The organism is Oligoflexus tunisiensis, from assembly GCF_001748245.1.
Classification (GTDB): Bacteria; Bdellovibrionota_B; Oligoflexia; order Oligoflexales; family Oligoflexaceae; genus Oligoflexus; species Oligoflexus tunisiensis.
In genome coordinates this window covers 7,085,404-7,105,811 of sequence record NZ_BDFO01000001.1, presented here as the reverse complement: position 1 = coordinate 7,105,811, position 20,408 = coordinate 7,085,404, and the positions used below count along the sequence as shown (strand labels likewise).

Below are 20,408 nucleotides of genomic sequence, written 5' to 3'. Positions count from 1 at the left end.
CGAACAAGGTTCCCCGTCCATGGATATGACCTACACACTGATCGATTCCGGAAACTTTCAAAAGCTCGAACAGGTTGGACCCTATCGCATGGTGCGCCCTTCGCCCCAGGCGGTGTGGACGCCGCGCCTTGGTGAAGACCAATGGAATCGGGTGGACGCGCGTTATGCCCGCTTCAGCGGAGGCGATGGGAAGTGGACCTTTTTCAATAAAAAGATGAAGGAGCAGTTCGTCATTAACTATGGCGGCCTGAAACTGCAGATGGATCTGACGGATTTCGGTCACCTCGGTCTCTTCGCGGAGCAGGCGGGCAACTGGCAGCGCATTCGCAAACTTTGTTTCGATGGTTCGCGGGACGGACGTGAATTTCATGTGCTGAATCTCTTTGCCTATACAGGAGGCTCAACCCTCGCCGCGGCGCAGGGCGGGGCGAAGGTTGCCCACGTGGACGCCTCCAAAACGTCCGTGGCCTGGGCCCGGCAGAATGCTGAATTGAATGAGCTCGGTTCGCATGAAATTCGCTGGCTGGTCGAGGACGTGCAGAAATATGTCGCGCGTGAGGTGCGGCGGGAAAAGAAATATCAGGGGATTATTCTGGATCCACCGAGCTTTGGCCGCGGCACGAAGAATGAGGTCTGGAAAATCGAGGAGCATCTCATTCCCCTTCTGGATGGGTTGAAGGAACTTCTGGCTGATGATTTCAAATTCATCCTGCTGAGTTCCCATTCCAACGGATACACGCCGGTGGCCATGCGCAATCTTCTTTTGCCTCTGGTGGGTTCGGTGCCCGGTCGTTTTCTGGAAGAGGAGATGCTGGTCCGCGAAAAGGAATCCGGACGGGCTTTGCCAAGCGGGTCCAACACCTGGTTTATTCGGGATTGATATGATCACCATCACCAGCCCGCAAAATCAAAAAATCAAGGATGTGATCAAGCTACGTGAAAGCAAGGCGCGCCGGCAGACGGGGCTTTTTGTTTTGGAAGGCGCGCGGGAAATCAGTCGCGCCCTCGCCAGCGCCTATGTTTTGAAAACGCTCTACATCTGCCATGAGGTTCTCAGTCCCTATGCGCGTGAACTTCTGCTCCGGATTGAAGAACGACTGAAGCTCCATATCACAACGGAAGTCTTTGCCAAACTCGCCGTGCGTGAAGGGAGTGATGGTCTGGTGGCGGTTTTGGAGCAGAAAACGTTTGGGCTGGAGCACCTTCCGGATAAGGCGGACCCCTGGCTTCTGGTGCTCGAAAATATCGAAAAACCGGGTAATTTCGGGGCCCTGGCGCGGAGTGCCGACGGTGCCGGAGTGGATGCCATCGTCGTGCTCGATCCCAAGGCGGATCCCTATAATCCCAACGCCTTGCGGGCCAGTGTGGGGGCACTGTTCACGCGACCTTTGATCGTCACGGATCATGAGAGTTTTGCAGACTATTGTGGGCAGAAGAGGATTCGGATTCTGACGGCCTCGCCCTTGGCTCAAGCGTATCACTTCCAGGTTGATCTCAAAGGTCCTTTGGCCATAGTACTCGGGTCGGAGGCCTGGGGCCTTTCCCCGGTCTGGCAAAAGCTCGAGAACATTCCGGTGAAGATTCCGATGCAGGGCCTCGCCGACTCACTGAATGTTTCGGTGGCCGGCGCTGTCATCCTTTACGAGGCGCTGAGGCAACGCTGGACGAGCTGATTTCTCACTCGGCTTCAACTTCAGCTTCCTCGTTCTCTTCGTCTTTCTTGTCAGCTTTCTTGCCCTTGCCTGGGGGGAGTTCGCTCAATGCGGCGACGAGCGCTTCCAGATCCGCTTCGCTCAGATCCTTCAAGCCAGCCATATCAGGTTCCTTTTCGATCGCCGCCTTCAGTCGACCCATGGACGTTTTGCCCAGCGTCGACTCTTCAAAATCCTGATGGCAGCCCGCACAGAGCTTCGCATAGAGATCCTTGCCGGTCAAAGCCATGGCGGGATCCACTGGAGTGCCATCAGGATTCTGGCCGGCTTCATCCTGGGCAGCCGTCGCATCGCCTTCACTGACGGCGGGATCCGCAGGAGCCGCTTCACTGCCGCCGCCGGAGGACCGACTGTTCTTATTGCCAATTTTGTCGCAAGCGATCAGCGAAAGAGCGAGGCAGCCGATGAGGGTGATATGTTTGATGATCATGATTTGTCTCCGTTTCAATTTGTGATTAAAGGGTTGTGCTTTGGACTTCAACGGTCGCGAGCATGCCTTTCAGCTCGTCGATTTCCGCTTTCAAGGCGTCGAGGTTTTCCTTCAGCTGTGCCTGAAGTTTTTCCTTTTCTTCCGTTCTTACCGCCTTGCATGCCTCCTGCTCAGCCTTGACATCGACGTCGGCATCCTTTTTGCCCCGGGCTGCGGCGCAGGCTTCCTTGATTTTGGCACGCGCAGCTTCCTGAGCGGCACGCATTTCCTCGTGCTTGCTCTGGATGGCTTCCTTGATCTTTTGTCCCATGCCTTCCAGCCCTTCCTTCTTTTCGTCCTGGCTGACGTCACCGTCGCCATCCTTATCCAGCTCCGCTTTCAAGGCGGCTTTCATCTCGTCCTTCAGGTCCTTCCAGTCCGCGCGCAGCTCCGCTTTTTCCGCCTCACTCAGCACGCCATCCCCATCGGCATCGGCCCTGGCCATCAATTCCTTGCGCATCTCGCCCATGGATTTGACCTGAGTCCCGAGGACTTCAGCCTGAGCTTCTTTGGAGAGGTTGAACCAGCCTGTTTCCACATCAGCCGGACCTGGATCGTTACTTTCTGATGGATCTGCACCCTGGCAGGCCAGCATCAGAAGCATGGATCCATACATTAAAAGAGATAGGCCGATGTGGTGCGATTTGGTTCTCATGGGTCCCTCCAGGAATTAAAAACCGTATGCACACTATCGGTGCCGCTTGGGCAAACTTTTAAGAACCGCGCCTTCGAAAGTCATAACAAAGCCTTGCCCAGTCCCATTTCTGCTGTACACAAAATTTGTGGGCCCCTTTGCAAGTGATTTTTCTTATTCCAATAAAAATAGTAGCTTATAAAAAAACTAAGTACACAAAAAGGCCTAAAGTTTTTACCAAAAAATCCGATAAGAACCCTAGCACATCGATTCATGCGCACGGCTTATGGAGTCTGAGATTGAAAAAGTCAGGACTAAAAGAGATCGTGAAAAGAGAGGTGAAGCCGAGTTCCTATCTCGACTACCGCCTCTTCTTCCGCGCTCTTTATGAACATAGAAAAGCGGCCGGTGAATACTCCTACCAGAGATTTGCCGAAGACCTGGGTTTCAAAGCCACCACGGTCATGCATCAGATCGTCCACGGCTATCGACCTCTGACAGACAAGGCCGCGGTCAGTGTGATCGAAAACCTCGAAATGGAAGCGGCGGAAGCCCACTATTTAAGTGCCCTTGTTTCCTTTTGCAATGCCAAGACTTCCGCCAAGCGCGAGGAATATTTTCAAAAGCTTCAGACTCTGAAAAGGAAAACCCTGCCGGATGAACTTGACAAGGATATGCTCGAGTACTTCGCGGTCTGGTATAACCCTGTGATTTGGGAATTGATCGGCACGAAAAACTTCCAGCCCGATGTCAATTGGATCGCAAAACGGATCATTCCGAATTTGAAACCGGCTCAGGTCAAGACCAGCCTGGAACTGCTCGAACGGCTGAACCTGATCGCGTTTGATCCGGAACTCAACACCTGGCGTCAGACCAAGGACCGTGTCAGCACCGGGCACCGCATCAAGGGGATGGCACTGGTCAGCTATCACAGCAGCATGATTGATCATGCCAAGGCCGCTTTAACCTCCATCAGTGGTCAGCGCCGCGATGTGAGTGCCGTGACCGTCAGTGTCAATGAAGAAACCGCAAAGAAGTTGCGTGCCATGATACACACGTTCCAGCTGCAACTTTTGGATGAAGCGGATCGGGGTGGAGTGGGTGATGAAATCTATCAGATCAACATTCAACTCTTTCCTTTTACCGAGTGAGGGCACGAATGCTTAGAGACTTGAAATCAATCGTCCAGGCTGCCGTCTGCGTGCTCGTCATCGATGCCTGCGGAGGAACCCTCGGCGGCAATCCGGAAAGTACGGAACCGGAGACCGAGCAACAGCCGGAACCAGGTCCTGTGGTGCAGCCTGCTTTGACGTTCTCCATAACCGATGCCCCGGTTGAGGATGCACAGAATGTGTATATTACGGTGGAAAGCGTCCAGATTGCCCAGACTGAGGGTGAATGGATCACCATCCCCATGGAAACGGATCAGGAGATCGACCTTCTGCAGCTGCAGAACGGCGAAACATCCCTTCTTGCGTCCATTGAATCCCTGCCTGCCGGAACTTATGGTCAAACCCGTCTGATTCTGGCCGAGGAGGCCCCGGGCCGCCTTGTGGACAGCGAAGGGGCTGAGCATGCGCTGGTGATTCCCAGCGGCTCCGACAGCGGCCTCAAGATTCAAACAGCATTCACCAAGGTCGACGGTGTGCCTCTGGAGCTGACAATCGACTTCGATCTGCGCAAATCCATCAAGGTCACGGGCAAGGGGAATGGAAATGGAAACGGGAACGAAGACAAGAGCAAGTATCAGCTGAAGCCTGTGCTGCGCCTCGCGGATAACAGCAAGTCAGGCAGCGCTGCGGGTGAAGGGCAGGACGGATCCGTGGTCTGCGTTTACGCGGACGGAGCGGCCCGGGATAATGACGACACCTGCGAAAACGCCATCAGCTCCGCCAAAGTCAGGAATGGCCAGTTCAAACTCGCCTTCCTGGAACCAGGAACCTACGACCTCCGCGTCTTCCGGAATGAGGTTGCGGTGGGTGACGTCGAGGATGTGGTGGTTGCTGTAGATGCTGACAAGGGTACCAAGGTGAAACTGCCTTAAATATAGCTGTAGACGGTTCGAATTGCCTAGACACTGGAGAATACAATGAAACCGTGGCCATTGTTGGTTGTGGGGCTGGTGGCTCTATTGCCCAGCTCCTGCCAAAAAGGAAGATTTGAAGAAGAAAGAAGTGCGGGAGAAACCTACGAAATCACTGTCGTGGATCCCAAGGGGGCTGATGCCACCGGCACGCCGACCACCACGGTTGAAAACACGACCGATGGCAAGGAATCAGGATCGGACACCGACGATGATGTCACCAAGGGAAACACCGACGATGATGTCACCAAGGGAAGCGGCAAAGGCAATGGCAAAGGCAAGGATCCTGACAAGATTAAAGGAAACGATCAGGCTACGGATGCCGATGCTGGAGACTGTGCGGCGAACGCCGGAATCAATAAGGAACGCGTGAAGGTCAGTGGTTCGCAGAAGTCGATTACACTGACGCCTCAGGACGCCTTTGCCTTGAAGGTTACTGGCAATCGCAATCTCGTCAACCTGAAGATGACAGCGGATGCCCCTGGTGCGCGGCTGTCGGCCATCTGCCTCTTCGTCACCGGCAATCAGGGCCACGTGACCATGGATGTGGGCGTGACCGTGGGGAAGATCTTTATCAAGGCGCGAGGCAACCAGGCGCTGGTTGAAGCCGCTGTCAGCAAGGACGGAGTCATCGAAGACCTTCAGGTCGATGCCAATGGGAATCAGCCCGGCATTGTGTTGACCGGTGAAGGAACTTATCCCTGTAATCACACCAGCGTGAGCTGTGTGAAGCCTTAAAGCCAATCAATGTTGTGGTGCAAAAATGAACAATCGGAATCCCAGAGGGATTCCGATTTTTTATTGCATCGAGCGTGGGACGTACGTGATCAGGGATTACATTGAAACCGCGGAGCTGTCCCTTTCAGGACGGCTCCCTGGCACAGATCGGTGTCAAGGCCCAGGACGTCCAAGGACGCCTCATGGCCTTTGAGTTCGATATGGGAACGGGCAGGACTGCCTCCAAGGAATTCAATCGCACCACTCGACTGGTTCCCTGCCGCGATATAGGCGAGGCCTTCGACCGTGGATGCGGTGGAGAATCTCACTGTGGCCTGATTTCCGCTGACAAAGAAGCAGACACCGGGCAGGTCATTTCCAGCTGGCAGATGAACGGTGAGACTCGAGTGATTGCTTGTCACTTTGAACGCAATCACCGTACCGGGAGCCACGCTCAGGCTGGACAGGGCCATGCTGTCCACCACCTTGAACTTCTGGCTCAGGCCGCGGAAGTAAGGCTGGCAGGCTTTCGCCACAGCCTTGGCATCATAGGCCGTGTCAGGCGTGGAGTCGGACGAGCCTGTGTCGTTGCCGGAGTCCGGTGTATTGGATACTGGGGTTGCATCTGCCGACTGAGAGTCGTTTTCGTTGGATGCGATCCGTGTGTCTTTTGATTTCTGGCCGTTGCCGTTGCCATTTCCATGGCTTCTGCCGTCATCAGCTGCGGATTCATCGCCAGCCTCCGTTGACTCTGCAGCGGTTACCGCAACAGCATCGTCCACAGGCAGGCTTTCATCCTCGTCGCTCAACAGTTCGTCCATATCGAAAGTATCATCATCGACGGCAGCGTCATCCACAGTCAACGTGATGATACTCTCAGGCTTTTCCACAAAGGACGGAGTATCGCTGCCACAGGCATAAAGCAGAATGGGTAAACCCAGGCAAACCAAATGTTGAAAGCCAAGTTTCATGGAATGTCTCCTCCAGACCCTACGTCATCTATTATTTTTAATCGTCTCCTCCAAAGGTCTCTTCCAAGACCTACATCATACCCTTCGGTGGCGTGACCCCAAGGCCTGGCTCTCCCGCTTTTGCACTGTGGTTCTCCCGTCTTCCGGTTGCCATTTACCCGGCGGTAAGAAGTGAAACTTCACAAATTTTGTGTAGATGGCAGGACCATTGGAGTTTTTGTAAGTCACTGGAACGCCAAGTAAAATGAACAAGGGTGCTCCAGACGGTCAGCCTGGAGCACCCTCGATTCCTGTGTAGGGAGCGCCCGATTCTTACTGGGCGATCGGGCAGGGCTCCTCACGCGCGATGGTGAAGTTCTTGTCGTTTTGAGCCTGCTTGGAAACGATGGCCACCTGCGTGTCGCACGCCGCATTAATTATGAAATTATTGATGACCTTGGCTTTGACATTGAAGCAGTACCAGCCCTTCGGATTGTAAAACGCGAGCTGTCCATTGTTTCCGACATTGATATTGAAGTTGACGAGAAAGAGAGCGGGCTTCTCGGTAACCTTATCATCCGTATAAATCACAGCATTGTTGTTCACCCCTTCATTGATTTCCACCAGCTTCGGCCTGGCGATTTCTTCCGGGGTGAAGGGCGTCTTGCCCCACTGTTGAATGCAGGCGTCCAGCGCCGTCTTGTCCTCGTCTTTCACAAGGGGTGTGGCCGCGGGCGCTTCGGGAGAGTCAGGCTCGCCGAGCTCGTCGGGAATAACGCCGGGAAACTGGTCTGCCGTCGCATCAATGTTTTCCTGAGTCACGGTTTCGGGAGCTGCCGTACCGTCGGCGGACGGCGTTGAACCATTTTTGAATTGGCTGCCTGAGCAGGCCACTACGATGCTGCAGAAAGCCAGAACGGAAATGGACGAAAACGTTGTCACGTTGCTCCCCCTTGTGTGCACATTGATGGCTAAGTGTTAATGTACTGTTCGGTCTTTGCGGGAGCCGTCTTTATACACAAAAAAAAGAGTCGGTTTTCCGCCGCGATCGTGGCAGGTTAGGCGATTTCTGTGTACGAGCAATTCATCCAGAGCCCTGGAATAACAGTCGAAAGCTGTCAAACCAGGGCTGGCGGCTGTAATTTTTTGTGTATGAATCACTAGGGGGAAGGTTTAGTCTTCTTCCGTCTGGCTGTATTTTTTTCCTGCGTAAAGATTGAAGATCAAGAGACGACAGGGGATGCCACCGTTATCGATCGGAATCTTTCGCCGCGGACGCAGGCCGATAAACTTGTAGGGCGTGTCCTCGCCAACGAGCAGAGCTGCGGTCCAGCCTGCATAGTTTTGCTTTAAAGTATCACCGACCTTTTTATAAAAATGAACCAGCTCCTCTTCATCGCGCTTGCCAATCCGCTCGCCATAAGGAAAGTTGCTGATCAGAAGTCCCGATTCCGCTGGCGGTTTCAAATCAAAAAAGGAACCGCTGCGAAACTGAATAAATTTCTCCACCCGCGCCCGCAGAGCATTTTCCCGGGCGGCCTCGATATAGTTGCGACTGATATCGCTGGCAAAGAGTCCCGCTTTCGGCTCACTCAATCGTTCCGCGCGACAGGAGTCCTGGACCTTGCGCCAGAGCTGGGCATCAAATTTCGCAAAATTTTCGAAGCCAAACTGACCCTTTTTCCGGTGAATCAGCGGCGCCTTTTCCAAAGCCATGAACGCGCCTTCAATCACGATGGTGCCGCTGCCGCACATGGGATCGTAGAGATTCTGCGTTCCATCATAACCGGCCAGCCGCAGAAGGCCGGCCGCAAGATTTTCCTTGATCGGTGCCGGATGACCTTCACCGCGATAGCCGCGCTTGTGCATGGATTTCCCCGAGGAATCCACGCTGATGGTTAATTCCCCGCCTAACAAAAAGGCGACGACTTTTATTTTGGGATCCTTGAGATCAACTTTGGGCAAAGGTCGATCCATCTTGCGAAAGGCGTCCTCAATGCCGAGCCGGACGGACTTGCTGATCAGCGTTGCGGTCGGCGCATTGGGACCGCGATCACCGGCAACACCTTCAACGAGGTAGGTGCTATCAGGGCGGAAATACTCTTCCCACTTGACCTTGCGGGCCTGATTGGTAACAACTGCAAGACTTGAAGCTCCTCCACGGCGCACAACTTCCAGGATGCGACTGGGCGTTTGCAGCATGAGATGCAGACGATAAGCCAGCTCCTGATCCGCCTCGAAGTAGACGGCTTTATAGCCTTTTTCGACTTTGCTGGCGCCATGGCTTTCGAGTTCCTGCGCCGTGGCGTCGATGATATCCTGCGAGCAGATCGCGATATAGGAAGCGTTCAAGTTATTTACTCCCGCTCTGGATTCAGGTATTTCTGAACACCTCTTTGCAGAGGGCACTAGTATAAAGGAATGGCTTATGACAGATGTGAAGCAGCAAGTCAAAGATATCGAGAAGACGATAGACTTTAACAAGAACCGATACCAAGTCAACCTGACAACTAATCACGGCCCCATCCATCTGGAATTCTTTCCCGATGTGGCTCCCGGCCATGTGAAGAACCTGATTTCGCTGACCAAAGCCGGTTTCTATGATGGGCTGACCTTTCACCGTGTCATCAAAGGCTTCATGATCCAGGGCGGCTGCCCCAAGGGTTCGGGCATCGGCGGCCCGGGTTACACCATTCCGGCCGAATTCAACAATCGTCCGCATGAGCCAGGCGTTCTTTCCATGGCTCGAACCAATGATCCCAATTCTGCCGGTTCACAATTCTTTATCTGTTTGGAGCGGGTGCCGTACCTCGACGGTCAATACACCGTGTTTGGCCGCACCGCCGACAAGGAAAGTCTTGATACCGTCAAGAAGATCGGAGATGTGAAGACCGGACCTCAGGATCGTCCGATCGACCCTGTGACGATCACCAAGGCCGAAGTGGTGGAAACACCTCTGTGATCCAATCTCTTCCATGGGGGCCGATGCCGGCCTCACATTGGGAAGGCCCTCACATTCAGAAGGGTTTGACCCGCGCGAGATAGGCAGCGCACATGCCGAGCGCAATGGTCGCAACCCACAGCATGCCAGCCAGCGAGCGCTTGCGTGCGGCCAGAGCTCCGATGCCACCGAGCAGCACCCAGATCACAATCTTGCCGATCACCCATCCTGGAAAGCCGACGCCGAGTTTGGCCGATAGTCCGAAACCAGCCACCAGCACCAGCAGAAGACCAATACCGTGGAAAATGCCCATCCAGCGACGACCCGGCTGTTGCCTGGAATCATTGCCGTTGATGGCCTGGACGAACTGCCCGCCGAGCGCGGTGAAGAACATGAAAAGCCCAAGGAAGTGCATGACTTTGTAAAAATCGTAAGACATTATTTTCTCCTGACAGTTCCAAGATCGATAGAACTTCGGGAATCTACCAGAAGAAGGAGCAGTCCTCATGCGATATTTCGGTTGGTCACTCGGACTGCTGCCGATTCTTTGGCTGATTTACGTGTTTTCCGTGCACGGCAGTGGGCCGAATCCGGTCACGGATGTTCTGCATTTGACAGGACTTTGGGGCATGGGGTTTCTCATGGGCAGCCTGGCCGTCAGGCCGCTTGTGCAGCTCGGAAAATGGCGGGCGCTGCAGTCCTGGAAAAAAATCCTCGGGCTGCTGGGATTTTTTTATGGAGCGATTCATTCGCTGATTTATATGGCCCTCGATCAGGGCTGGGATTGGGGGGAACTGGCCGATGATTTCACCAAGCGGATTCATATCCGGTTTGGAATGATCGCCCTCGCTTGTCTTATTCCGCTGGCTTTGACGTCGAATCTTTGGTCGCAGAAAAAACTGGGGCGCAAATGGAAGACGCTGCATGCGCTCGTGTTCCCTGCTGTGCTTCTGGTGGGGCTGCATTATATGCTGGCGCGCAAGACAGCCTATGCGGAGGCCTCATGGGCTCTCGTCATCACCGGGTTTTTGATTCTGCTGCGCTGGAAGCCCTTGATTCTGCGCCTCCAGAAGTTTTTGCCGCCGTCGCGCCGCAAAAAAAGCTGAGAGCTGGGCGCTGCATTCCGCCTGCAAAAAACCCCCGGACACGGGATAACGATGATTGAGGCGCTGATCCTCATGAATCTGATAAAGACTGCCTAGCGCTCCGGCCTTGGGATCATAGGCGCCGAAGATCACCCGTTTCAAACGGGCCTGATGGATAACGCCAGCGCACATGATGCAGGGTTCGAGCGTGACGTAGAGTTCACAGTCGCTGAGGCGCCAGTTGCCACGGACCCGGCTCGCCTCTTCGATGGCGAGGAGCTCCGCATGCGCAGTGGCCTGCCGCGTGGTTTCCCGAAGATTGAAACCGGTGGCCACGATGCGATCGTCGGCAACGATCACCGCTCCGACCGGCACTTCACCCAGGGCCGCGGCATGTGCGGCCAGTGACTGCGCAAAGCGCATCCATTGTGTGTCGCGCTCGTGTGGGGTCATGGCTGGTTCCGGTACTGGGCCAGATGCTTGCCGATATTGCCGAGGCGGCGCAAACCGAGATGATGCATGACATCCTCGGGGCCACGGCCGATGGCGAGTTGATAACACATCGCGTGATGACGCAAGGTTTCCGTGTGCAGATGCTTCAGTCCCAATTTCTCCCCCAGCTCATGCAGCATGAATTTCAGGCCATGCCGGGTCATGCGCGGCAGAACCAGAGGCAGTTCCTTGCCTTTGAACGCGACAAACATCCAGGGATAACGTTCCCGCGCTTCGGGACTTTGATGCCGCAGCCAGGCCTGAAAGGTCGCGGCATACTCGTTCAGCGCCTGGCTGGTGGCTTCCTGCAGCTGAATGGTGCGACTCTTGAGACCGGGAACGGAAAGGGTCTGAATGCGTTTGCTCTCGATCAGATCTCGCCATTGAATATCGATGATTTCGCTGGCTTTCAAGCCTTCGTAAGCCAAAAGATACAGGATGGCGCGATCGCGCCGATTCTTGATGCCCGGCTCGGACACCTGATCGATCAGAGCCTGGAAACGGCTTTCGCTGAGACCTTCATCGAGCGAATCGTCCCGTTCGGGTATCGGCATCATGTCAAAGGGTGAGGAAAGTATCGTCCGCTCATCGGCCAGAAAGCGGAAAAACTGCCGAACACCGATCACTTTGCGGCGCACGGAATTTTCGCGCTCACCGCCCGCATCCCGCAAATGGTCGCGAAACCAGAGGAGGGTTTCCGGCTCGACTTTGTCGAGGGACAGATGACTTTTCTCCAAAAACCGCAGAAAATCCTGGGCATCGCGACAATAGGATTCCACAGTCGCTGGCTGCCGATTTTTGGCCTTCAGAGACTCGCTGAATCGTTCGACAAGATCAGGATCATGTGAGGTCATGGGGACTTTCGTATCCTGGCTATGTTAATCTACGGGTTATCGTTGCGTCTTCCTCATTTAAACAGAGCGAGGGATCGTTGACAACCATGAGACTTTGGCATCTTCTGCCCCTTCTGCTGCTTCACACCGCCGCCGTCGAGGCTGTTGTGACTCCCAAACTGGATCGCGTCAGAGTGCGCATTAATGACTCAGAAAAGGATGTCAGCCGCAAGGATCGTCTGGAATTGATTCGCGGCGATGACCTGACTCTGCTCTATGCGGTGCTCGAAGGTCAGGCCAAGGGGGCGGAAACCATCAATTTCGTCGGCTATCGGGGCGAAGGGCCGCGGCGCTGGCAGGATGATGATCGCGGCATTCTGATTCCGACGAGCGAGCTCGGAAAAGGCTGGTCGCTCGATAAATCGGGCACGCTTTACCGGATCGAAACCCGAACGGGCCAGAAGGTTCATGGTGAGGTCCTGGTATCCCTGCTGACGCCGGAGCTGCAGACCCTGACCCTGAACGTTAAAGGTGTTGAGCGCCAACTCAAGGATGGTGATGTCGTGGATATGGCGGCCGATGATCCCATCAAGGTGGTGAGTGTCAGGACCAACAGTCCGGTTGTGGACGCCAGTGTGCGCGTGGAATTCAAGGAAATAAAAAGCGACGCAAACCGTCAGGTGGAATTGCGTCTTCTGTATCGTTCCTATGCCTTTGCCTCAGTGTATCTGCATACGGTTGCGAAATAGGGAAGGGTGGCTCAAGCGTGGATCTTGGCTGGCTGAAATTGGTGGGAGCAGGATCCCGCGAGGAACGCAAACGGCTCTTTGAACTGGTGGCCATGATCCTGGTCACGACTCTCTTTGTGGCCCTTTCGCGTCTGGAAGGACGGCTCTTTGATTTGAGCCGTGACCTGTCGCGGCATCCGGAATTCCTGAATTCCCTGGTTTACTTTGGGCTGATCAACGTCAACGTCGTTCTGATTCTGATCCTGAGTTTCATGCTGTTTCGCAATATTGTGAAACTCGTTTTGGATCGACGCCGCGGGGTGATCGGTTCCAAGCTGCGTTCGAAGCTGGTGATTGCCCTCGTATTCTTTGCGGTGGCACCCACCGCGCTGCTCTTTTATATCTCGACCCGCTTTCTCACCGACAGCTTTGAAACCTGGTTTTCCACGCGGGTGGAGGCGACCATGCATCGAACCCGCGAGGCGGGCGCCATGGTTTACGATCGGGATCAGCGTCGTCTTGCGAGTCTCGCCCGCCTGGCTTTGGAGCGCGTGGAACCCGTTCGCCAGGATCTGGGCGATGCGAAGCATCCCTACTATGAGATCAATGCCAGCAAGCTGCGGGGTTTTTCCCGCGAATTTCGGGTGGGCAACGTGCGGGTCTATGATCGGGACGGACGCATGGCCTGGCATCAGGAGAATGACAATGCCCCGCTTTCGGCGCGTGAGCAGCGTTTCATCCTGCATGCCCTGCAGCGTTTTCGCGATCATCCAGGTTTGACCGCGCGGGCCATCGTGGACGCCGATGAAGGGCAGGATGTGGTGCGGGGTGTGGCGCCCATCTTCACGCCGGACGGCCGGGATCTTTTGGGAATGGTGGTGCTGGAGGAGCGCTTTGATACGCAAATCCTGCAAAGTGTGGAGACCATCATCGAGGAATTTGCCAGTCTGAAACCCAGCGCGGAGCTCAATCGCCTGAGCTACGTGATTCTGCTCGTCCTGATGGTCGTGATCATCGTCTTCTCCGCCACCTGGCTCGGTTTTTACGTCGCGCGCGGGATCATTGCCCCCATCCAGAGACTGGCCGAGGCCACGCGCGAGGTGGCGGTCGGGAACTACTCCCTGGCCCTTGAGGTGCGGTCGGATGATGAAACAGGCCAGCTGTTTCGGGCGTTCAACAGCATGATTGCCGATCTGAAGGATCATGAAAACAAGGTGGTGGACTTTACCCGGCAGCTGGAAAAAACCAACGAGGAGCTGGACCGTCGCCGCAAGTATATGGAAGTGATTCTGAGCAACATCGGAGCCGGTGTTTTTGCGGTCGATGCCGAGGATCGGGTCACCTCGATGAATCGCGCCGCCGAGCGGCTCCTGAATGTGCGCGCGGATGAAGCTCTGGGTCAACACATCGAGGATGTGCTGGGCGATGAATTGAACGAAGCGCTCTGGCGACCCATCCGCGAACGCGTGCAGTATGGATCCTTCAGCGGGGAGATTGACCTGTCCGACATCGGCCGGGATCTGACGCTGCTCGCCGACGGGACGCATATCGTCGATGAAAACGGCGAGGACCTGGGCATCGTGGTCGTGATCGATGACGCCAGTGAGCAGGTCAAGGCCCAGCGCGTGGCGGCCTGGCGGGAAGTGGCGCGGCGCATCGCGCATGAAATCAAAAATCCGATTAACCCGATCAAGATCAGTGCACAAAGGCTCCTGCGACGCTTCGGGGAACAGTTTCAGGGACGCGATCAGGAAGTCTTTGTCAGCTGTATTGAAACCATCGTCTCGGAAGTGGACGCCCTGCGGGATCTCGTGAATGAGTTCTCCAAGTTCTCGCGTCTGCCGTCCATCAAGACGAAGCCCGAGGACGTCAATGCCATCCTGCGGGATGTGGTCGGGCTCTACAGTATGAGCTATGCAACCGTCGAATTTGATACATCAGGTCTCTCGGGGCAGCTGCCCCTTGTGCCCCTGGATCGGGAGCAGATGCTGCGGGTCTTTACGAATATCATTGCCAATTCCATTGCCTCGATACCGGAGGACCGGGAAAAAGGCGTAATTTTGCTTCGCAGCCGACTGCTCGAGGACTATAACACCATAAGGGTCGAGATTGCTGACAATGGCTGCGGCATACCGGAGCATCTGAAACAACGCGTCCTGGAACCGTATTTTTCCACCAAAAAGGAAGGAACGGGACTAGGTCTGGCGATCGTCAACCAGATCGTATCGGATCACGGCGGCTATCTGCGTATAGGCGACAATCATCCGATAGGTACGGTCATCATTATTGAGTTGCCCTGTCACGAGGCCAAGCAGAAAAGGGGGCATCATGCCTGAAGTCATGAAAAGCGGGGAACCCTGTCTCGCCTTGATTGTTGATGATGAAGAGAGTATCCGCAAAACGCTGGCGGATGTGTTTGAAGATGAAGGCTGGCAGTCGGTGACCGCCGAAAACGGCAAGGTGGGCCTCCAGCTTTACAGCCGCAGGCAGCCGGATCTGGTTCTGCTGGATGTCTGGATGCCGGGAATGGATGGCATCGAAACTCTGCAAAAAATGCGGCAGGTGAATCCCACGACGCCCATCGTCATCATGAGCGGCCATGGCACCATTGAAACCGCGGTGCGGGCCACCAAGCTCGGTGCCTTTGATTATCTGGAAAAACCGCTGTCGCTGGATAAACTGATCCCTTTGCTCGATCATGCCCGGCAGATCCGCCTGCAGCTGGATGAGAAAAGCCGTCATTCCTCGGTTCCCGACATGATCGGCAACTCGCCGCTGATTTCCCAGATCAAGCGCCAGATCAATATGGTCGCGCCGCGTAATGCGTGGATCCTGATTACCGGCGAAAACGGAACCGGCAAGGAAGTGGTGGCGCGGCATATCCATGAGAAAAGCTCGCGCGCCTCCAAACCTTTTGTGGCCGTAAACTGTGCGGCGATTCCCGAGGAGCTCATTGAATCCGAACTCTTCGGCCACACCAAAGGCGCCTTTACCAACGCCATCTCCCAGAAAAAAGGCAAGTTTGAACTGGCCCATCAGGGCACGCTATTTCTGGATGAAATCGGCGATATGTCGCTGCGCACGCAGGCAAAAATATTAAGGATTCTGCAGGAACAGGCCTTTGAAAGGGTCGGCAGTACGGAAACCCTCACGGTGGATGTCCGGGTGATCGCCGCCACCAACAAGGACCTGAAAGAACAGATCAAAACCGGCCAATTCCGTGAGGATCTTTACTATCGCCTGAATGTAGTGCCTTTTCACCTGCCGCCCTTGCGGGAACGCGGGGATGATATCTTTGATCTGGCCCAGCACTTTTTGACGAAAATGGCCCACGAACTGGGGGAAAAACAGAAGATTTTGAGCCCGGAAGCGCAAAAAGCCATGCGGGAATACCCGTGGCCCGGCAACATCCGTGAGCTGAAAAACCTGCTTGAACGCGCCTGCATCATGTCGGATGCTGAAGTAATTGAAGCCGATTTTCTGCGGGATCTTCTGGGGTCGAGTGAAAAAACCGGGGATCCCTTGAGCCAGGAGTTTCTCGCAGCCAGTACGCTGAAGCAGGCAAAAACAGACTTTGAAAGAGCTTACATTCTAGGTAAGCTTGAAGAAAATCAATGGAATATCACCAAGACTGCCGACGCTATCGGCCTCGAACGCAGCAACCTGCATCGCAAGATGAAACTTTACGGGATTGAGCCCAAAGGCAAAGGGTAGAGATTATGCCGACCGATCAAAGAGTGACTGTCGAAGCAGGCTCGGGACTTCTTCAAATTCAGAGCGCGGCCTTCGCCGAAGGTCAGGCGTGGCAGGTGCGGGCCATCGGTCGTCAGCGTCTTTTGGTGGAAAGCGAAGCCGCGGCCCTGGCCATGCGTGGGGATCAGGCGGGAGCCGGCCGTCTCAGTCATGCGGTTTTTGTTTCGCTCCTCTATGGCCTCGTCGCTCAAAAGTTTGATGGACTGATGTCGGTGGATCTCGGCGACAGTGTGAAGCGGCTTTATTTTCGCAGTGGTGAGCTGGTTTTTGCCGCCTCGAATCTTATTGATGATCGTCTGGGTGAAGTCATTTATCGGGCCGGGCAGATCACCCTCGATCAACTGACCGAAGCCGCCGTGCAGGTGAATCGCACGACCAAATTCGGGCGGGTGCTTTTGGAAAGTCGCGTCTTCAGCAGTTCGCAACTCTGGGATGCCCTGAAGCTGCAGGTGACCAGCATCTTTCAATCTACGTTTCTGTATGATCATGTCTATGTTCAGCTCGAGCCGGGCCAGCATCTCTCGCCGACCGCGGTGGCGATTGACGAGCCGACGGTTACATTGATCGATGATTGCCTGGGTTATGCCGACCTTTATCGCCAGTTTCGTCTGCGGCTCGATAATAGCTGCAAGATGGCTGCCGTGGATTTTGTGCTGGAACGCATCGGCGCCAAACCCGGCACCTTTATCGGCGACACGGTGGAGCTGGTGAATGCCCACCCCTCGATCGAAGGTTTCCTGGAGCATTCGAAATTGACAGAGGCAAACAGTCTCTGCGCCCTCTTCGACCTTTTGAATCATCACATCATCCGCATCGAGGGCTATGATACCTCGACCCGGACTCTGGACACTGGCGCTGCCGTCAAACAGATCAGGAGTCTGATCGACGCCTATCACCTGATCATTGACGGTGCCAAAAAGGCTTTTACGGCGGAAGGTCTGGAATTTCCCGTTCTCGACATTGAACTCTTCCTGGATCAGCAGTATAGCTTCAGACGTTCCCCGGTCTTTGTCCTGCAGAACGGCACGATAGCCCCGGAGGCGATCGTGAGCATCTTTACCAAGGCACGAACGAGCGCGCGCCAGGCTGAAGTGATGGCCAATCAGATGCAAGGTCTTATCCTCTTCCTTCTGCAGGTGATCGGTGACCTCCTGCCCAGCGGCAAAGGCTGGGAGCTGAAGCGCTCCTTTCAAAATTTGGTCACGTGAAAAAAACATCAAAGCATCGTCCCCCAGAGCAGAAAGCGCGGGCGCCCCAGCGCCCCGAACGCGAAGGTCAAAAGGCACGCCGTTCCCATCAGACAGGACGGGAAGGGCTCTTCATCAACAATTGGTCTGCCCTTGAGGAATACCTGCGTTCCCGGCCGACTGCGCTGCAGAAGATCTTTCATGCCGCGCGGGAAACGAAACGCCTGCAGCAGTTGCTCGCGGATCATGGCGTGGCTCTGGCCTGTGAAGTGGACCAGGAGATGGAAACCGGCTTCGCGGCTCAGGTTACAGTCCAATATAAAGATGAGGAGCAGCTTCTGCGCGAAGCTGCCACCCGGTCGGAAGATCTGATCATTGCCTGCGATCACGTCACCGATACCCGAAACCTGGGAGCCATCGCGCGAACAGCGGCTTTTTTCGGGCTTTCCACACTTCTCATGCCGAAGGATCGCCAGGCGCCGATCACGTCGGCGACACTGGGCACGGCTCAGGGAGCTTTTGCGACCGTGAGTCCCACCGAAGTTACCAACCTCGGTCGCACGCTGCTGGCTCTTAAAGACTGTGGCTACTGGATCGCAGCGGCTGACATGGTGGGAACGCCCGTTGATCACATGCCGACCCGATATGAAAAGCTTGTGCTTGTGCTCGGCGCTGAGGACAAAGGCGTTTCGACCCAGATCTTGAGCAAAAGTGATTTCAAGCTTTCCATTCCTTCATACGGCGGAAAGCTGGAATCGCTGAATGTATCGGTCGCTGCTGGTATTCTTATACACGCGCTGCGCGCTTTCTCGGCCTCTGGCAAAATTCTCCCGCAGGGGTAGCTTTCTCTTGACAGAAATCGAGAGGAGAGTGTAATTCCTTCTAACGCTCGAGGCGCTAAACGAATTTTTTTGTTTATTGTTACGAGTTTCCAGGTGCTGGTGTAGCTCAATTGGTAGAGCAGCTGACTTGTAATCAGCAGGTTGCGGGTTCAAGTCCCATCACCAGCTCCACGTGAAGACTGGAAGCAGGGAACGAGCGGAGGATTGCCCGAGTGGCCAAAGGGAGCAGACTGTAAATCTGCCGGCGTAGCCTACGGTGGTTCGAATCCACCATCCTCCACCAGCCGCAAGGCACTGTGACCAGGGATTTGAATAGTCGGAATAAGCGGGAGTAGCTCAGCTGGCTAGAGCATTAGCCTTCCAAGCTAAGGGTCGCGGGTTCGAATCCCGTTTCCCGCTCCATCCGTCTCTCTCGATGAAGAGCCAGTTGACGAAGGCTTCGATAAAAGGGTACAAACTACCCGTCGATTGTAGCCAATGTCCTACCGCCAGACAGGCGGGAAGTTATGCCTATTGCAAGTCTAAGAGGCGCAGTGGGAAGTCCTGGTGTGAATCAGGATGTGTCGGCGATTTTTTATTAAATCGCTTGTTAGCCCAGGTAGCTCAGGGGTAGAGCACGTCCTTGGTAAGGACGAGGTCAGGGGTTCAAAGCCCCTTCTGGGCTCCATGCTTACCTCAAAGCGGGAGACCTAAAACAGTCTCTGCGATGAAAATCATAGACAAGAAGCTATATAACGAAGAAATCAACTTCGCTTTCTGCCTTTAGCGGGAGGAAATCATGGCAAAAGAAAAGTTCGAGCGTTCAAAACCCCACGTTAACATCGGTACCATTGGTCACGTTGACCACGGTAAAACAACCCTGACAGCGGCCATCACCAAGGTTATGTCCTTGGCGTACGGCGGGGTGGCGAAAGCTTTTTCCGAGATCGACAACGCTCCCGAAGAGAAAGCTCGTGGTATTACTATTAATACCTCGCACGTCGAATATTCTTCGGCAAGCCGTCACTATGCTCACGTTGACTGCCCTGGTCACGCTGACTATGTGAAGAACATGATCACGGGTGCTGCCCAGATGGACGGCGCCATCCTCGTGGTTTCCGCTGCTGACGGCCCTATGCCACAGACGCGTGAACACATCCTCCTCGCTCGTCAGGTCGGTGTGCCCCGTATCGTTGTTTTCATGAACAAGTGCGATATGGTTGACGACGCAGAACTCCTCGACCTCGTCGAAATGGAAGTTCGCGAACTCCTCAGCGTTTACAAGTTCCCAGGCGACGATACCCCTATCATCAAGGGTTCGGCTCTGAAAGCTCTGGAAGCTGCCAACGCTCAAGACGAATGGGCACAAAAAGTCGTTGAGCTGATCAAGGCTTGTGACGACTACATTCCTGTCCCAGAGCGTCCTATTGACCGTCCGTTCCTGATGCCGATCGAAGACGTGTTCTCGATCTCGGGTCGCGGTACGGTTGTAACCGGTCGCGTTGAGCGCGGTATCATCAAAGTCGGCGAAGATATGGAAATCGTCGGCCTGGCTGAAACCACCAAGACCACCTGTACTGGCGTTGAAATGTTCCGCAAGTTGCTGGACGAAGGTCGCGCTGGTGACAACGTGGGTATCCTGCTCCGCGGTACCAAGCGTGAAGACGTGATGCGCGGTCAAGTTCTGGCCAAGCCAGGCTCGATCAAGCCTCACAAGAAGTTCAAAGCTTCTGTGTACGTTTTGACCAAAGAAGAAGGTGGCCGTCATACTCCATTCTTCAAAGGTTACCGTCCTCAGTTCTACTTCCGTACGACGGACGTAACTGGTAGCATTAAACTGCCAGATAACGTTGAGATGGTTATGCCAGGTGATAACATCGACATCGAAGTCGAGTTGATCCAGCCGATCGCAATGGATAAAGAGCTCCGCTTCGCTATCCGCGAAGGTGGCCGTACCGTTGGCGCCGGCGTCGTTGCTGACATCATCGAGTAAGACTCAATCG

21 protein-coding genes and 4 tRNA genes are annotated in these 20,408 nt (G+C 54.8%); 17 read left to right on the top strand and 8 right to left on the bottom strand.

The features are described from left to right. The first annotated feature begins 19 nt into the window (after window positions 1-19). Window positions 20-880 carry a class I SAM-dependent methyltransferase gene (locus OLTU_RS29570; protein ID WP_141736319.1) on the top strand — a complete coding sequence of 287 codons (861 nt, stop codon included), beginning with the start codon at window positions 20-22 and terminating at the stop codon, window positions 878-880. Between the two features lies 1 nt (window position 881). Continuing rightward, a complete protein-coding gene (locus OLTU_RS29565) occupies window positions 882-1,673 on the top strand; it encodes a TrmH family RNA methyltransferase (RefSeq protein ID WP_141736318.1) in 792 nt (263 codons plus the stop codon). A 4-nt stretch (window positions 1,674-1,677) separates the two neighbouring features. Here OLTU_RS29565 and OLTU_RS29560 read toward each other — a convergent pair whose 3' ends face one another. Both OLTU_RS29560 and OLTU_RS29555 read right to left on the bottom strand, forming a co-directional pair. Beyond that, complete coding sequence (locus OLTU_RS29560) at window positions 1,678-2,142, bottom strand: c-type cytochrome (protein WP_141736317.1); 465 nt, start codon at window positions 2,140-2,142, stop codon at window positions 1,678-1,680. A gap of 25 nt (window positions 2,143-2,167) precedes the next feature. Beyond that, the gene (locus OLTU_RS29555; RefSeq protein WP_141736316.1) at window positions 2,168-2,836 is read right to left on the bottom strand and encodes an EF-hand domain-containing protein; all 669 of its coding nucleotides are present in this window, start codon (window positions 2,834-2,836) and stop codon (window positions 2,168-2,170) included. Between the two features lie 278 nt (window positions 2,837-3,114). On the opposite strand from OLTU_RS29555, the gene OLTU_RS29550 reads away from it, so the two are divergent. From OLTU_RS29550 to OLTU_RS29540, 3 genes are read left to right on the top strand one after another with little or no spacing between them, the layout of a single operon-like run. Next, complete coding sequence (locus OLTU_RS29550) at window positions 3,115-3,966, top strand: TIGR02147 family protein (RefSeq protein ID WP_176737075.1); 852 nt, start codon at window positions 3,115-3,117, stop codon at window positions 3,964-3,966. A gap of 20 nt (window positions 3,967-3,986) precedes the next feature. Further along, on the top strand, window positions 3,987-4,859 hold the full coding sequence (locus OLTU_RS29545; RefSeq protein WP_218110351.1) for a DUF4382 domain-containing protein: 873 nt from the start codon (window positions 3,987-3,989) through the stop codon (window positions 4,857-4,859). Between the two features lie 45 nt (window positions 4,860-4,904). Then, complete coding sequence (locus OLTU_RS29540) at window positions 4,905-5,636, top strand: hypothetical protein (protein WP_141736313.1); 732 nt, start codon at window positions 4,905-4,907, stop codon at window positions 5,634-5,636. A gap of 89 nt (window positions 5,637-5,725) precedes the next feature. Here OLTU_RS29540 and OLTU_RS29535 read toward each other — a convergent pair whose 3' ends face one another. The 3 genes from OLTU_RS29535 to OLTU_RS29525 all read right to left on the bottom strand — a co-directional run bounded on the left by OLTU_RS29535 (window position 5,726) and on the right by OLTU_RS29525 (window position 8,917). Continuing rightward, window positions 5,726-6,586: a hypothetical protein gene (locus tag OLTU_RS29535; protein WP_141736312.1), complete on the bottom strand. Its 861-nt coding sequence runs from the start codon at window positions 6,584-6,586 to the stop codon at window positions 5,726-5,728. A 312-nt stretch (window positions 6,587-6,898) separates the two neighbouring features. Further along, on the bottom strand, window positions 6,899-7,507 hold the full coding sequence (locus OLTU_RS29530; RefSeq protein ID WP_141736311.1) for a hypothetical protein: 609 nt from the start codon (window positions 7,505-7,507) through the stop codon (window positions 6,899-6,901). Between the two features lie 231 nt (window positions 7,508-7,738). Next, a complete protein-coding gene (locus OLTU_RS29525; RefSeq protein ID WP_176737074.1) occupies window positions 7,739-8,917 on the bottom strand; it encodes a THUMP domain-containing class I SAM-dependent RNA methyltransferase in 1,179 nt (392 codons plus the stop codon). Between the two features lie 76 nt (window positions 8,918-8,993). On the opposite strand from OLTU_RS29525, the gene OLTU_RS29520 reads away from it, so the two are divergent. Further along, on the top strand, window positions 8,994-9,527 hold the full coding sequence (locus OLTU_RS29520; RefSeq protein WP_141736309.1) for a peptidylprolyl isomerase: 534 nt from the start codon (window positions 8,994-8,996) through the stop codon (window positions 9,525-9,527). Between the two features lie 55 nt (window positions 9,528-9,582). On the opposite strand, the gene OLTU_RS29515 is transcribed toward OLTU_RS29520, so the two are convergent. Continuing rightward, window positions 9,583-9,945, bottom strand: coding sequence for a hypothetical protein (locus OLTU_RS29515; RefSeq protein WP_141736308.1), 363 nt, complete (start codon window positions 9,943-9,945; stop codon window positions 9,583-9,585). A 67-nt stretch (window positions 9,946-10,012) separates the two neighbouring features. On the opposite strand from OLTU_RS29515, the gene OLTU_RS29510 reads away from it, so the two are divergent. After that, the gene (locus OLTU_RS29510; protein ID WP_141736307.1) at window positions 10,013-10,612 is read left to right on the top strand and encodes a protein-methionine-sulfoxide reductase heme-binding subunit MsrQ; all 600 of its coding nucleotides are present in this window, start codon (window positions 10,013-10,015) and stop codon (window positions 10,610-10,612) included. On the opposite strand, the gene tadA is transcribed toward OLTU_RS29510, so the two are convergent. Further along, window positions 10,508-11,044 carry a tRNA adenosine(34) deaminase TadA gene (gene tadA / locus OLTU_RS29505; protein ID WP_141736306.1) on the bottom strand — a complete coding sequence of 179 codons (537 nt, stop codon included), beginning with the start codon at window positions 11,042-11,044 and terminating at the stop codon, window positions 10,508-10,510. The two genes, OLTU_RS29510 and tadA, sit on opposite strands and share 105 nt — an antisense overlap. Beyond that, a complete protein-coding gene (locus OLTU_RS29500; protein WP_141736305.1) occupies window positions 11,041-11,937 on the bottom strand; it encodes a tyrosine-type recombinase/integrase in 897 nt (298 codons plus the stop codon). The genes tadA and OLTU_RS29500 overlap by 4 nt, the downstream gene beginning before the upstream one ends. Before the next feature lie 86 nt (window positions 11,938-12,023). On the opposite strand from OLTU_RS29500, the gene OLTU_RS29495 reads away from it, so the two are divergent. From OLTU_RS29495 to tuf, 10 genes are all read left to right on the top strand, one after another. Then, window positions 12,024-12,665: a M99 family metallo-carboxypeptidase C-terminal domain-containing protein gene (locus OLTU_RS29495; protein ID WP_141736304.1), complete on the top strand. Its 642-nt coding sequence runs from the start codon at window positions 12,024-12,026 to the stop codon at window positions 12,663-12,665. Window positions 12,666-12,682: 17 nt separating this feature from the next. Continuing rightward, window positions 12,683-14,980 carry a sensor histidine kinase gene (locus tag OLTU_RS29490; protein WP_141736303.1) on the top strand — a complete coding sequence of 766 codons (2,298 nt, stop codon included), beginning with the start codon at window positions 12,683-12,685 and terminating at the stop codon, window positions 14,978-14,980. Then, window positions 14,973-16,358, top strand: a complete 1,386-nt coding sequence (locus tag OLTU_RS29485; protein WP_218110350.1) for a sigma-54-dependent transcriptional regulator — start codon at window positions 14,973-14,975, stop codon at window positions 16,356-16,358. The genes OLTU_RS29490 and OLTU_RS29485 overlap by 8 nt, the downstream gene beginning before the upstream one ends. A 5-nt stretch (window positions 16,359-16,363) precedes the next feature. Continuing rightward, on the top strand, window positions 16,364-17,605 hold the full coding sequence (locus tag OLTU_RS29480) for a DUF4388 domain-containing protein (RefSeq protein WP_141736302.1): 1,242 nt from the start codon (window positions 16,364-16,366) through the stop codon (window positions 17,603-17,605). Beyond that, window positions 17,602-18,426, top strand: coding sequence for a 23S rRNA (guanosine(2251)-2'-O)-methyltransferase RlmB (locus OLTU_RS29475; protein WP_141736301.1), 825 nt, complete (start codon window positions 17,602-17,604; stop codon window positions 18,424-18,426). The genes OLTU_RS29480 and OLTU_RS29475 overlap by 4 nt, the downstream gene beginning before the upstream one ends. A 95-nt stretch (window positions 18,427-18,521) precedes the next feature. Beyond that, window positions 18,522-18,597 (top strand) — tRNA-Thr (locus OLTU_RS29470). A 27-nt stretch (window positions 18,598-18,624) separates the two neighbouring features. Next, window positions 18,625-18,709 (top strand) — tRNA-Tyr (locus OLTU_RS29465). A gap of 42 nt (window positions 18,710-18,751) precedes the next feature. Further along, a tRNA-Gly gene (locus tag OLTU_RS29460) sits at window positions 18,752-18,828 on the top strand. Window positions 18,829-19,018: 190 nt separating this feature from the next. After that, window positions 19,019-19,093: transfer RNA gene (locus OLTU_RS29455), tRNA-Thr, on the top strand. Between the two features lie 111 nt (window positions 19,094-19,204). Beyond that, window positions 19,205-20,398, top strand: a complete 1,194-nt coding sequence (gene tuf / locus OLTU_RS29450; RefSeq protein ID WP_141736300.1) for an elongation factor Tu — start codon at window positions 19,205-19,207, stop codon at window positions 20,396-20,398. The last annotated feature ends 10 nt before the right edge of the window (window positions 20,399-20,408 follow it).

Coding starts and splice junctions, on each gene's coding strand:
- OLTU_RS29560 (WP_141736317.1), bottom strand. CDS start 2,142: ATGATCATCAAACATATCACCCTCATCGGCTGCCTCGCTCTTTCGCTG.
- OLTU_RS29510 (WP_141736307.1), top strand. CDS start 10,013: ATGCGATATTTCGGTTGGTCACTCGGACTGCTGCCGATTCTTTGGCTG.
- OLTU_RS29535 (WP_141736312.1), bottom strand. CDS start 6,586: ATGAAACTTGGCTTTCAACATTTGGTTTGCCTGGGTTTACCCATTCTG.
- OLTU_RS29485 (WP_218110350.1), top strand. CDS start 14,973: ATGCCTGAAGTCATGAAAAGCGGGGAACCCTGTCTCGCCTTGATTGTT.
- OLTU_RS29500 (WP_141736305.1), bottom strand. CDS start 11,937: ATGACCTCACATGATCCTGATCTTGTCGAACGATTCAGCGAGTCTCTG.
- OLTU_RS29515 (WP_141736308.1), bottom strand. CDS start 9,945: ATGTCTTACGATTTTTACAAAGTCATGCACTTCCTTGGGCTTTTCATG.
- OLTU_RS29480 (WP_141736302.1), top strand. CDS start 16,364: ATGCCGACCGATCAAAGAGTGACTGTCGAAGCAGGCTCGGGACTTCTT.
- OLTU_RS29555 (WP_141736316.1), bottom strand. CDS start 2,836: ATGAGAACCAAATCGCACCACATCGGCCTATCTCTTTTAATGTATGGA.
- tadA (WP_141736306.1), bottom strand. CDS start 11,044: ATGACCCCACACGAGCGCGACACACAATGGATGCGCTTTGCGCAGTCA.
- OLTU_RS29520 (WP_141736309.1), top strand. CDS start 8,994: ATGACAGATGTGAAGCAGCAAGTCAAAGATATCGAGAAGACGATAGAC.
- OLTU_RS29565 (WP_141736318.1), top strand. CDS start 882: ATGATCACCATCACCAGCCCGCAAAATCAAAAAATCAAGGATGTGATC.
- OLTU_RS29540 (WP_141736313.1), top strand. CDS start 4,905: ATGAAACCGTGGCCATTGTTGGTTGTGGGGCTGGTGGCTCTATTGCCC.
- OLTU_RS29495 (WP_141736304.1), top strand. CDS start 12,024: ATGAGACTTTGGCATCTTCTGCCCCTTCTGCTGCTTCACACCGCCGCC.
- OLTU_RS29570 (WP_141736319.1), top strand. CDS start 20: ATGGATATGACCTACACACTGATCGATTCCGGAAACTTTCAAAAGCTC.
- tuf (WP_141736300.1), top strand. CDS start 19,205: ATGGCAAAAGAAAAGTTCGAGCGTTCAAAACCCCACGTTAACATCGGT.